This window comes from Corynebacterium sp. HMSC058E07, from assembly GCF_001809885.1.
Classification (GTDB): Bacteria; Actinomycetota; Actinomycetes; order Mycobacteriales; family Mycobacteriaceae; genus Corynebacterium; species Corynebacterium macclintockiae.
Window position 1 is genome coordinate 133,411 of sequence record NZ_KV799271.1, and the last position, 12,391, is coordinate 145,801.

10 protein-coding genes are annotated in these 12,391 nt (G+C 62.4%); 5 read left to right on the forward strand and 5 right to left on the reverse strand.

Annotated elements, in window-relative coordinates:
- Positions 1 to 30: 30 nt before the first annotated feature.
- Positions 31 to 1,134, forward strand: coding sequence for an anthranilate phosphoribosyltransferase (gene trpD / locus HMPREF2678_RS04300; protein ID WP_034991850.1), 1,104 nt, complete (start codon positions 31 to 33; stop codon positions 1,132 to 1,134).
- A 106-nt stretch (positions 1,135 to 1,240) separates the two neighbouring features.
- On the opposite strand, the gene HMPREF2678_RS04305 is transcribed toward trpD, so the two are convergent.
- The 3 genes from HMPREF2678_RS04305 to HMPREF2678_RS04315 form a co-directional block, all read right to left on the reverse strand.
- On the reverse strand, positions 1,241 to 1,672 hold the full coding sequence (locus tag HMPREF2678_RS04305) for an aa3-type cytochrome oxidase subunit IV (protein WP_034970243.1): 432 nt from the start codon (positions 1,670 to 1,672) through the stop codon (positions 1,241 to 1,243).
- A 41-nt stretch (positions 1,673 to 1,713) separates the two neighbouring features.
- The gene (locus HMPREF2678_RS04310) at positions 1,714 to 2,823 is read right to left on the reverse strand and encodes an aa3-type cytochrome oxidase subunit II (protein WP_070551049.1); all 1,110 of its coding nucleotides are present in this window, start codon (positions 2,821 to 2,823) and stop codon (positions 1,714 to 1,716) included.
- A gap of 286 nt (positions 2,824 to 3,109) precedes the next feature.
- The gene (locus HMPREF2678_RS04315; protein WP_034970251.1) at positions 3,110 to 4,870 is read right to left on the reverse strand and encodes a pyruvate dehydrogenase; all 1,761 of its coding nucleotides are present in this window, start codon (positions 4,868 to 4,870) and stop codon (positions 3,110 to 3,112) included.
- A gap of 158 nt (positions 4,871 to 5,028) precedes the next feature.
- Between HMPREF2678_RS04315 and asnB the strand changes: the two genes are divergently transcribed.
- Positions 5,029 to 6,966: an asparagine synthase (glutamine-hydrolyzing) gene (gene asnB / locus HMPREF2678_RS04320; RefSeq protein WP_034972062.1), complete on the forward strand. Its 1,938-nt coding sequence runs from the start codon at positions 5,029 to 5,031 to the stop codon at positions 6,964 to 6,966.
- Positions 6,967 to 7,059: 93 nt separating this feature from the next.
- Here the strand turns inward: asnB and HMPREF2678_RS04325 are convergent, their stop codons facing one another.
- The gene (locus HMPREF2678_RS04325; RefSeq protein WP_034970256.1) at positions 7,060 to 7,404 is read right to left on the reverse strand and encodes a HesB/IscA family protein; all 345 of its coding nucleotides are present in this window, start codon (positions 7,402 to 7,404) and stop codon (positions 7,060 to 7,062) included.
- A gap of 159 nt (positions 7,405 to 7,563) precedes the next feature.
- Here HMPREF2678_RS04325 and HMPREF2678_RS04330 point away from each other — a divergent pair, with 159 nt between their 5' ends.
- Positions 7,564 to 8,292, forward strand: coding sequence for a DUF3043 domain-containing protein (locus tag HMPREF2678_RS04330; protein ID WP_070551051.1), 729 nt, complete (start codon positions 7,564 to 7,566; stop codon positions 8,290 to 8,292).
- Between the two features lie 10 nt (positions 8,293 to 8,302).
- Complete coding sequence (locus HMPREF2678_RS04335; protein WP_070551053.1) at positions 8,303 to 9,307, forward strand: nicotinate-nucleotide--dimethylbenzimidazole phosphoribosyltransferase; 1,005 nt, start codon at positions 8,303 to 8,305, stop codon at positions 9,305 to 9,307.
- Here HMPREF2678_RS04335 and HMPREF2678_RS04340 read toward each other — a convergent pair.
- A complete protein-coding gene (locus tag HMPREF2678_RS04340) occupies positions 9,274 to 10,437 on the reverse strand; it encodes a branched-chain amino acid aminotransferase (RefSeq protein WP_051898249.1) in 1,164 nt (387 codons plus the stop codon). The genes HMPREF2678_RS04335 and HMPREF2678_RS04340 overlap by 34 nt on opposite strands.
- Before the next feature lie 223 nt (positions 10,438 to 10,660).
- On the opposite strand from HMPREF2678_RS04340, the gene HMPREF2678_RS04345 reads away from it, so the two are divergent.
- Positions 10,661 to 12,391 (forward strand): leucyl aminopeptidase, encoded by a 1,731-nt coding sequence (locus HMPREF2678_RS04345; protein WP_070551055.1) that lies wholly within the window; start codon positions 10,661 to 10,663, stop codon positions 12,389 to 12,391.

A 12,391-nucleotide genomic window follows, 5' to 3' on the forward strand; every position in this document is an offset into this window, starting at 1 on the left:
TCTTCTAACCAGAGAGGTACCCCAATAGCAATGTCCCCCGCTACCCCACAGCCCGCACAACCGGGCGGATTGTCCCCCGAACAGCTGCCTCCCAGCTACTTCACCTGGCCCGGCGTGTTGGGGCGCTTGGGTAACGGACAGGAGCTCAGTGAATCGCAGGTGCGCTGGGCCATGAACGAGATCATGGACGGCAAAGCCACCGAAGCACAGATCGCAGCGTTTATCTTCGGCATCCGAGTCCGGGGCATCACCGCTGCGGAACTCGCTGCCGCCGCGGAGACGATGACTAGTTTCGCCACCCCCGTGGACTTCAGCGATGTTCCCAACTGCGTGGACATCGTCGGTACCGGCGGCGACGGCCACCACACCGTCAACATCTCCACGATGGCCTCCTTCGTTGTCAGCGCTGCCGGCGTTCCGGTGGTTAAGCACGGCAACCGCGCTGCCAGCTCCAAGTGCGGCGGCGCAGACATGCTGGAGGCTCTGGGGCTCGACATCGAGCGCTCCCCCGAGGCCATCCGCGAGGACGCTCACACCACCGGCTTTGCGTTCATGTTCGCCAAGACCTACCACCCCGCCATGCGCTTCGCCGGCCCCGTTCGCAGCCAGTTGGGCGCGCCCACCATCTTCAACCTGCTGGGACCCATGACGAACCCGGCCTACCCCAAGTACGGCCTCATTGGCTGCGCCTTCAAGGAGTTCATGCCCATCATGGGCGGTGCCTTCGCCCATCGTGGTAGTCGCGTACTCGTGGTGCGCGGCATGGACGGAATGGACGAAATCTCTGTCTGCACGCCCACTGAGGTTGTAACTGTGGACGCCCGCGGCCGCACCGGTGAGGAAATCATTAACCCTCGCAGCGTCGGCCTCGACTTCTATGAGGACGGCAGCCTCGCGGGCGGCGACGCGAACTACAACGCGGACGTTGCTGTGCGCCTCATGAAGGGCGAGATCGAGGGGGCGATCAAGGATGCTGTCTTGATTAACGCGGCTGGCGCCCTGACAGCCGTCCAGGGCTGGGAGGAGGAAGGTTTCCAGGCGGCCCTCGCCGCCCAGGTAGAGGTCGCCCGTGAGGCTCTGGAATCCGGTGCCGCCTTGCGCCAGATGGAAAGGATTGTTGGGCGTGAGTTTTAGTCGGCGCGCCTGAAGGGGCGTCGATAAGAAAGACAAAAAGAACTCCCCCTCCCGCAGCAACCAGAGTGGTTAGCGGGAGGGGGAGCTTTTAGTGAAGTGTGAAGTTTTAGTGCTTCTCCGGCGGCAGGCCGTACTGCAGGTTCAGCATCGTGGTTGCCCAGATCAGCATGGCTGCGCCGAAGACGACCAGCCACAGGTGCCACCAAGCCAGGCCGGCGCCCATCACGACGATGGAGACGGTCATCCAGAAAGGCCAGATGGAGCTTGCGGAGAAGAAGCCCAGCACGCCAGCGCCGTCCTCGATCTCCGCCTCTTCCCAGTCATCCGGACCGATGTCGGTCTTGTTGGCGGTCAGGTGGAGGTAACCGCCGAGCATGAAGGCCAGCAGGGTGGCCATGACCAGGCCGGTGCCACCAGCCCACTCAACGCCCATGACGTTGCCCGTATCTTTCACGGAGGAGGTGACGATGAAGTAGAACACCGTGACCACAACGAAGAAGGTGCCGATACCGTAGAAAAGCTTTGCACCAGAGTTCATTTGCTTATCTCTCTTCCTTACTTAGCCTTGCGCCCCGCTTCTTACGCGGCGTTGTGGTCCTTGTAGTTCTCGTTCGGGGTACGAGTACCGGTGCGGTTGGACTCGAACGGGTGGGTGGAGGTTGCGTACGGCTCCTCGCCGATGGACTTCAGAGCCTCGGAGTTCGGGGCATCCGGGTTGTCCTGGCGGAACTTCATGTACTGCTCGAACTTCTCCGGGGAAACAACGCGCAGCTCGAAGTTCATCATTGCGTGGTAGGTACCGCACATCTCAGCACAGCGGCCAACGAATGCGCCTTCCTTGTCGATGGACTCGACCTGGAAGCGACGCTCAGAGCGGTTAGCCTCCGGGTGCGGGTAGGCATCGCGCTTGAACAGGAACTCCGGGATCCAGAAGGAGTGAACAACGTCGGCGGAGGCCAGGTTGAACTCGATCGGGGTGCCGGAAGGAACAACCAGAACCGGGATCTCCTGGGTGGTGCCCAGGGTCTCGATCTTGTTGAACTTCAGGAAGCTGTAGTCATCCTTGGCGCGACCGTGGATCGGGCCCGGAACCTGGTGGCCGTGCTCGTCGAGCTTCTCGGCCGGCTTCTTGGAATCCTCGGCGCGAGCCTGAGCTTCCTTGTCGATGCCGTTGTACTCCTTGCCACCGTTCAGCTCTGCAGCAACCTTCTCGTAACCGAACTTCCAGTTCCACTGGTATGCGGTGACGTCAACGGTAACCTTCGGATCCTTGTCCAGAGCCGTTGCGCGGTCCTGTGCCTGCACGTTGAAGAAGAACAGGCCACAAACGATCAGAACCGGCAGGGTGGTCAGCACCAGCTCCAGCGGAACGTTGTAGCCGGTCTGGCGCGGGAACTCGTCCTCGCCGCGCTTCGCAGCCTTCTTCGCGCTAGAGCGACCCATGTTCACGAACAACAGAACCCACATGATGATGCCGATGATCCAGGCGACGACCCAGACCCACACCCAAAGGTTGCCCATTTCCTTGGACTCGGGGGTAATGCCCTTCGGCCAGCCCATACGAAGCAGTTCGAAGAACTTGTTATCCGGCGGGGCGACAGTACAGCCAGTCAGCACCAGGCCAGCAAGACCCAGTACACCGGCGAGGCCAATACGGCGAGTCATACCGTGCTTATTTCGCTGTTCCACGCGAGTTTGCCTTCCTCATTCACACGTCACTTGAGTTCCAGATCCTCCGCACCTAACGCGCGCCTGCAGTTCGCGCGCGATAGGTAGACCTAGAACCACTTCACTTAAAGAACCTTAGACCATTGACAGGACAATGCCACCATCACGAAACGTGATATTCCCTTTTCGGGGTTGGCAACCGCCCCGATTGCCCCCACACGGGTTAGGCGGGAGCCCGCGCAGCGCGAGACTCCCGCCTAAGAATCGGCTTAAAGGGCGTGTCTTTCAGGCGCCCGTGGTGTTCGGTTTAGAGCTTGTTGATCTCGATCACTCCGGCTCCACCGATGTTGCGCAGGTTGGCGCGGGCAAGGTTCACCATGCGGCCAACGCCACCCTCAAACACGGTGCGGGTCGCGGAGCGAGAGAAGCCCATCATCATTTCCCACGTGATGTTCGGCGGCAGGCTCAGGGCGTTCGGGTCGGTCACAACATCGACCAGCACCGGACCGTCATAAGCCAGCGCCTCCTTGATGCCGCTTTCGACGTCCTGCGGATCCTCGATACGGATCGTCTTAATGCCGATAGCGTCACCGATCTTGGCGAAGTTCACGTGCTCGTGATCCGTCTCGTGCTCCGGTAGGCCGGCAACCATCATCTCCAGCTTCACCATGCCCAACGAGGAGTTGTTAAAGACCATGATCTTGACCGGCAGGTCATGCAGCTTCGCCGTCAGCAGTTCACCCATGAGCATGCCCAGGCCACCGTCGCCGGAGAAGGAAATCACCTGGCGGTTTCGGTCTGCAGCCTGCGCGCCCAGTGCCTGCGGCAGCGCGTTGGCCATGGTCCCGTGGCGGAAAGAGCCGATCTCCTCGCGCTTGCCGTTCGGAGTGATGTAGCGGGCGGCCCACACGTTGCACATACCGGTATCGACGGTGAAGATCGCATCCTCGGCCGCCAGACGGTCGATGGTGTCCGCCACGTATTCAGGGTGGATTGGCTTAGACTTGCCAGCCTTCTTTGTGTAGGCATCCACCACGTGGTTCAGCGCGCGGGCGTGGTTGCGTAGCTGCTTATCCAGGAAGCTACGGTCGGTCTTTTCCTCGATGTGCGGCAGGATCGTATCGATAACCGCGCCGACGTCACCGACGACCGGGTAGTTGATCGTGGTGCGGCGCCCAATGTGGGAGCCGTCGATGTCGACCTGTGCCACGTTGCCGGTGGGCAGGAAGTCGTTGTACGGGAAGTCGGTACCCAGCAGGATCAGCAGGTCGGCATCGTACATAGCCTCGCGCGCCGCGCCGTACCCCAGCAGGCCGGACATACCGACGTCGAACGGATTGTCGTACTGAATGTGCATCTTGCCGCCGAAAGCGTGGCCGATCGGGGACTTGATCTTCTCTGCCAGCTTGAGCACTTGTTCACGAGAATTTTTGACGCCCTCACCGCAGAACAAAGTGACGGTCTTAGCATCGTTGATGGCCTTGGCCAGGCGGGCTGCTTCCTCGGCATCCGGGTACATCACGGGGCGGCCCTTGGCGTACACCGAGTCAATGAAGCCCTCCTCCTCGATCGCCTGGGAAGATACGTCACCCGGGATAACCAGCACGCTCACGCCGTTGCCAGCCAGAGTGGACTGGATAGCGTTGTGCAGAACCTTCGGCCCCTGGGCGGCAGAGTTAACCATCTCGCAGTAGCCGGAGCACTCCTGGAAGATCTGCTCCGGGTGGGTTTCCTGGAAGAACTGAGTGCCGATCTGCACGCTGGGGATGTGCGAGGCGATGGCCAGGACCTTCGCGCCGTTGCGGTGCGAATCGTAGAGTCCCTGGATCAGGTGGGTGTTACCCGGGCCACACGATGCGGCGCATACGGCAAGCTCGCCGGTGACGAGGGATTCGGCTCCGGCGGCAAACGCCGCAGCTTCCTCGTTGCGCACGTGAATCCATTCAATGGAGGACTGGCGAACCTCGTCGACGACTGGGTTAAGGCTATCGCCCACCAGCCCGAAGATTCGTTTAACGCCCTGCTTTTCGAGAGTCTTTACCAGCTGTGATGCGAAGTTTTTTGCCATGTACCCGAGGCTACGCGTACCGCACCCCCAGCGCACTGATCGCTGGATATTCTCACAGAAGTCAAATTATGTAACGCATATCACTAAACGACTAAACGGTTGATTCCCCGCCGTGGCAACTAGCCCACCTCTACCCCACCCGCGTAAAGTCGGAACGCATGTGTGGATTGCTTGGAATCATTGCGGCTAATGGTGCCGCAGAGAACTTCGTTGATGCCGTGGAAAATGCGCTGCCCTGCATGCACCACCGTGGCCCAGACGATAGCGGCACGTGGCACGACCAGGATGTTGTGTTCGGCTTCAACCGCCTCTCCATTATCGACCTGGAGCACTCCCACCAGCCATTGCAGTGGGGCCCCGAGGATGAACCGAACCGCTACGCCCTGACATTCAACGGCGAGATCTACAACTACGTCGAGCTGCGCGAAGAGCTCAAAGCGGCCGGCTACTCCTTTAATACCGAGGGCGACGGCGAGCCCATCGTCGTTGGTTTCCACCACTGGGGCGCCGATGTGGTGAACCACCTGCGTGGCATGTTCGGCTTTGCCGTGTGGGATTCAAAGGAAAAGAAGCTCTTCCTGGCCCGCGACCAGTTCGGCATCAAGCCGATGTACATCGCCACCACCGAGGCGGGCACCGTCTTTGCGTCGGAAAAGAAGTGCATCCTGTCTATGGCCGAGGACCTGGGTCTGAACCTGGATCTGGATATCCGCGCGGTGGCGCACTACACCGACCTGCAGTATGTCCCAGAGCCGGAAAGCTTGCACAAGCACATCCGTCGCCTGGAATCCGGCAGCTATGGCTTTGTCACCCCGGGCGGAAAGGTCGAGGAGACCCGCTGGTTCGAGCCTCGCTTCCCCGTGAAGAAGGTCGCTGCTGGCGACGAGGAAGCCGTGTTCCAGCGCATCGCCGATGCCCTGGAGGATTCCGTGGCCAAGCACATGCGCGCAGACGTCACGGTCGGCTCCTTCCTCTCCGGCGGCATTGATTCCACCGCCATTGCAGCACTGGCCAAGCGCCACAACCCGGATCTGCTGACTTTCACCACCGGTTTCGAGCGGGAGGGCTACTCCGAGGTCGACGTCGCCGCGGAATCCGCCGCCGCCATCGGCGCCGAGCACATCGTCAAGGTGGTCAGCCCCGAGGAGTACGCCGAGGCGATTCCGAAGATCATCTGGTACCTGGACGATCCGGTGGCCGACCCTTCCCTGGTTCCGCTGTACTTCGTGGCGCAGGAGGCCCGCAAGCACGTGAAGGTTGTGCTCTCCGGCGAGGGCGCCGATGAGCTCTTCGGCGGCTACACCATCTACAAAGAGCCGCTGAGCCTGGCGCCTTTCGACAAGATCCCCTCCCCGCTGAAGCGCGTGCTGGCCAGCGTGGGCAACGCACTTCCCGAGGGTATGCGCGGAAAGTCCCTACTCCAGCGCGGCACCATGCCGATGGAGGATCGCTACTACGGCAACGCCCGTTCCTTTAACTACCAGCAGCTGGAACGCGTCCTGCGCGAGATCCGCCCCGAGTGGGATCACCGCGAAGTCACCGCACCGATCTACGCGAAGTCCAAGGACATGGACCCGGTTGCCCGGATGCAGCACCTGGATCTGTTCACCTGGATGCGCGGCGACATTCTGGTCAAGGCCGACAAGATCAACATGGCAAACTCCCTGGAGCTGCGCGTGCCGTTCCTGGATAAGGTCGTCTTCGAGGTGGCGGAATCCCTCCCCCACGAGCTCAAGATTTCCCACGGCACGACCAAGTACGCGCTGCGCAAGGCGATGGAGCGCATCGTGCCCCCGCACGTGCTGCACCGCAAGAAGCTGGGCTTCCCGGTTCCGATGCGCCACTGGCTGGCCGGCGATGAGCTCTACGGCTGGGCCAAGGAGAACATCGAGGCCTCGCAGACCGACCACATCTTCAACAAGGCAGAGGTCCTGAAGATGCTGGACGAACACCGCGTGGCGATGAATACCGGCTCCGGCCCGGACCACTCCCGCCGACTGTGGACCGTCATCGCCTTCATGGTCTGGCACGGCATCTTCGTCGAAGATCGCATCGATCCGCAGATCGACCAGCGCCAGTACCCGGTCAACCTGTAAAGCCCCCAAAAACGCCCCCAAGGGAGTTCATCCCTAGGGAGCGTCAGTAATTAAAGGGCTAGAGCCGCTGGCGCTGCTTAGCTGACGGGCTGCTTAGCTGAAGGAATCGCCACAAGCGCAAGAACCCGAAGCATTCGGGTTATCGATGGTGAAGCCCTGGGACTCGATGGTGTCAGCGAAGTCGATCTTCGCGCCCATCAGGTACGGGGAGGACATGCGGTCCACGACCAGCTTCACGCCCTCGTACTCGTCCACCAGATCGCCATCCAGGGAACGATCATCGAAAAACAGCTGGTAACGCAGGCCTGCGCAACCACCCGGCTGCACGGCGATGCGCAGGGAAAGATCGTCGCGGCCTTCCTGTGCCAGCAGGGCACTGGCCTTCTGCTGAGCGGCCTCGGTCAGCTCCACACCGGTGACCTTCTCTGGAGCAGTCATGTTGGTCCTCCTCAATAAACGACCGAATCTTAGAATTGGCTTTGCTCACAAGTTACGCCTCATTGTTCCACAACGCCACTGCCGTCTCGTGTTATTCCCAGCAATCAAAAATTGGGTTTTGTTCCCCTGCCCTCCTGCTCTAGCCTGTTACATGTGAAAATGCCATGGAAGAAGCAGGAAAAGGCCGCCGACCCAGCCGGGGATCAGGTCTCGCCACAGGATGCCGATACGACGACTGAGGTAGACAGCGACGCAGACGGTGGCGTCACCAACGACAAGACCTCCAAGGCATTTACGCCGAAGAAGGGCAAGGCCACCCCGAAGCGCAACGAACAAGAGCGCAAGCACGGCGTCCGCCGCAGCGCCTACACCGCACCCCAAACCCCGGGCGAGGCTCGCAAGCAGCGCAAGGAACTCAAGGCTTCCATGTCCAAGGAAGAATACAAGGCCATGAAGCAGCGCCAGAAGGACGAGGCGAACCGCGAACGCCGCCGGGCCAACCAGCGCATGATGGCCGGCGACGAGGACTACCTGATGGATCGCGATAAGGGCGAGGTCAAGCGTTTCGTCCGCGACTGGGTCGATTCCCACCGCTACATGATGAACTTCTTCCTGCCGCTGGCTCTGCTGGTGATCGTCATCATGATCTTCGGCATGTCCAACCCGAGCGTGGCCAACCTAGCCTCCATCGTGATGATGTTCGTGTTCCTGATCATGATCGGCGAGGGTCTGTGGCTGGGCCGTCGGATCAATGGCCTGGTCAACGAACGTTTCCCGAACAACCAGCACGGCAAGTTCAGCCTGGGCATGTACGCGTTCACCCGCGCGACGATGATCCGCCGCCTGCGCACCCCGGCACCACAGAAGCAGATCGGCGACAGCGTATAGTCTTGTCCCCATGGCACCTTCGACTTCCGCCCCTACCTTCCCACCCATCGTCCCGCCGGACGAGGCCGCGCGCAGTCGCGCTACAGAGCTTCGTTCGAGCGCGCCCACCAGCGCGGGAATCCCGGCTGGTTCCATGGGGACGTTGGAGGATGTAGCCGCGTGGATCGCCGCCTGCCAGGGAGCCGCCCCCGCCCAGCCGCTGGATGCGGCACGTCTGATTATCGTCGCCAGTGAGCACGGGGTGGCCACGGCGCACCCGGAGGTTTCTGCCCTGCCCGCCGACTTCACCGCGCAGGTCCGCCAGGAACTGGCCCGCGCACAGGCCCCTGTTGTGGATGCCTGTCGGGCCGCGCGGGTTTCTCTTTCTATTGTGGACGCCACATTGGGCAAGCCCTCCGGCCCCATCGATACTGCAGACGCTCTGACCCCGGAAGAGTACGACAAGCACCTGGCGCGCGGCATGCGATTCGCCGACGAAGAGGCGGACAAGGGCACAGCAGTGCTGCTGCTGGGGGATTTAGGCCGCGGGCTGAGCACCGTCGCCGCCGCGGTGATTGGCAGCGTGTGCAGCGTGGAGCCGGTGAAGATCATCGGCCGGGGCTCCGGCATCGGCGACGAAGCGTGGAAAACGAAGGTGTCCGTCATCCGCGATGCCATGTTCCGCGTGCGCGACGACAAGGCGGTGGCCTCGCGTGTGCTGCAGCAGATCGGTTCTGCGGATCTGGTGGTGATGGCGGGGATTCTGGCGCAGTCCGCGGTGCGCCGCACGCCGGTGATTTTCGACGGCGTGGGGGCAGCCGCGGCGGCGCTGTGCGCGCAGATGCTGGCGCCGGGAGCGGCTGCGTGGTGGTTGGCTGGGTCCGCGGGGACGGAGCCGGCAACCCAGACCGCGCTCAATGCGCTAGGGCTGGATCCACTATTGGATCTGCACCTCGGCACCGGCCAAGGGCTCGGTGCCGTGCTGGCGCTGCCGATGGTTCGCTACGCGGTGGCAGCCTGCTCCACCAGCGTGTAGAGCCAGCCGTGCTCATCGGCAACGCGACCGTTCTGAATGCCGGTTAGCTGCTCGCGCAGGCGCATGGTCACCGGGCCGGTCTTTCCACCGTTGACCTGGAATTCACCAGTTTCGTCCTTGACGGTGCCGACTGGGGTGACCACAGCGGCGGTGCCACAGGCGAAGGCCTCGGTCATGGCTCCGGACTTCGCGGCTTCCTTCCACTCGTCGGTGGAGATGCGGCGCTCCTCCACCTTGTAGCCCAGGTCGCGCGCCAGTTCCAGCAGCGACAGGCGGGTGATGCCCGGCAGCAGCGAACCGGACAGCTCCGGGGTGACCAGCGTAACGCCGGTCTCCTCATTGCCGAAGACGAACGCCAGGTTCATGCCACCCATTTCCTCGATGTACTTGTGCTCGGTCGCGTCGAGCCAGACAACCTGGTCGCAGCCTTCCTTCTGCGCAGCTGCCTGGGCTGCCAGGGAGGCCGCGTAGTTGCCCGCGAACTTCGCCGCGCCGGTTCCGCCGGGAGCCGCGCGGGTGTATTCGGTGGATAGCCACACGCTCACCGGGTTGATGCCGCCGGAGAAGTAGGCGCCTGCCGGGGAGGCGATCACAAAGTAGGTGTAGCTGCTTGCCGGGTGCACGCCCAGACCGATTTCGCGGGAGATCATGAAGGGGCGCAGGTACAGAGACTCCTCGCCGCCACCCTGCGGAACCCAGCGTTGGTCGATGTCCACGATCTGGCTCAGGGACTCCAGGAACAGCTCCTCCGGCAGCTCCGGCATCGCCATGCGGACAGCGGAGGCCTGGAAGCGGCGGGCGTTCTGTTCCGGGCGGAAGGTGACGATTCTGCCGTCTTCACCGCGGTATGCCTTCAGGCCTTCGAAGATCGCCTGACCGTAGTGAAACACGCTGGAGGCTGGATCCATCTGCACCTGCTGGTAAGGCTCCACGCGGGCGTTGTGCCAGCCCTTGTCCTTCGTCCAGTCGATGGCGACCATGTGGTCGGTGAAGTGGTTTCCGAAGCCCGGCGCGGCCAGGATGTCGGCGATCTGCTGGTCGGTCGCCGGGTTCTCGTTGCGAGTCACGGTGAACTCCACCGCAGAGCCGGATTGATTCGTCTGTGGGTTAGATTCTGGGGTGCTTGTCATACGCCCCAGCGTACTCTGCCGCCTACTGCTCAGTGTGACGGATTTAACATTCTTTTGGAAAACTTCTGCAATTCCCCACTTCCCTAAGTCCATACCCTGGGAGAATGCCGGGCAGCCCGAATCGCCGTTCGCCGGGCAATCGATTCTGGGTAGAGTAAACAGCAGCGAATTAAGACTCTTAACAGAACTAATGCAGAACTAATAAGGAGTATTCGACCCCATCATGACCGCCAATTCTTCGACTCCCCAGTTCGCTTCCTTCGGCGCCGACATCGCCGGCCTACCTTCCCGCGGATACATCCCGCAGATGTCGCTGGTGCACACCGAGTCCGCGCTCGAATCCACTTCTGCGGAGACCCCGTCGGCCATCGATACGCTGGTCATACCGGTCTTCGAGGGTGAATCTGGGCTGGAACTCACTGGTGCTCCTATTGACGCCCTCACGTCTGAACAGCAGTTGGAAATGTGGAAGCTGCTGATCTCCGTCGGCGCGAAAGGCACGGCGGGAGAGGTCACAGTGGTACCTAATCTGCCAGTGAGTTCGCGCAGCGACGTCGTCTCCACCGGAAACCTGTCCGCGAAGGTGCAGGAATCCACCCAGGATCCGGAGACCGCCGACGGTGTCGTCGACGCGGGCGCTGGATCGCGCGGCCCGGAGAAGATCCTGGCAATCGGTATGGGGCCGGCCGATGAGGTGTCCGCTGAGGACGTCCGAGTGGCCGCCGGCGTGGCGTCCAGAAACATTAAAAAGCCCATCCGCGACAACAGCGACGACAAGGGCGAGAATACGGGGCGCGGCGCGCGTGTGGTGAGCGCCCTGGGTCTGCTGGGTGCCGAGGCAGCGCTGGTGGGGCACGCGCTGGGTGCATATGAATACCGTGGGCTGAAGACCTCCGAGGCAGCGCCCGCGATCGAGTCCATCGAGGTGCTGACGGGTGAGGATCCGGCGGACACGCTGGAACACTCCCTGGCTACGGTGCGGGCGGTGGCGCTGGCGCGCGACCTGGTGAACACTCCGTCGAACGTGCTGTACCCCGAAAGCTACGCGGCGATCATTGCCGAGGCGGCGAAGCACACGGACATTGAGGTCGAGGTGCTGGACGAGGCCGCGCTGGAAGAGCAAGGCTTCGGTGGCATTCTGGGCGTGGGACAGGGATCCGCGCGCGGGCCGCGCCTGGTGCGCCTGGACTACAACCCGGACAAGACGGCCAACGACTCTCCGCGAGTAGCTCTGGTGGGCAAGGGAATTACTTTCGATACCGGCGGAATTTCCCTGAAGCCGCCGGCGAAGATGTGGAACATGATTTCCGACATGGGCGGCTCCGCGGCCGTTGTCGCCGCCGTGATCGCCGCCGCTGAGCTGAACATTCCGGTGCACGTCACCGCCACTGTTCCGCTGGCGGAGAACATGCCGGGCGGGGAGGCTACCCGACCGGGCGATGTGCTGCGCCACTACGGCGGCACCACCACCGAGGTGTGGAATACAGACGCCGAGGGGCGCCTGGTGCTGGCCGACGCGATCGTGCGCGCGTGCGAGGATAAGCCGGATTACCTGATCGAGACCGCTACCCTGACCGGCGCGCAGCTGGTGGCACTGGGCGACCGCACGCCGGGCATCATGGGTTCGATGGATTTCCGCGACCGCGTGGCGATGATTTCCCAGCGCGTGGGCGATGCCGGCTGGCCGATGCCTCTGCCTGCGGAGCTGGGCGAGGCGCTGCAGTCCGATGTGGCGGATATCAAGAACATTTCGGCCTCCCGCTGGGGTGGCATGTCCGTGGCGGGGCACTACCTTAAGAAGTTTGTGGCAGAGGGCGTGCAGTGGGTGCACATCGATGTGGCCGGGCCGGCTTACAACGAGGGCGCGCCACATGGGTACACCCCGAAGCGGGCGACGGGCTCGCCGGTACGCACCATCATCGCGGCGCTGGAGGATATTGCGCTGAAGGGCTAG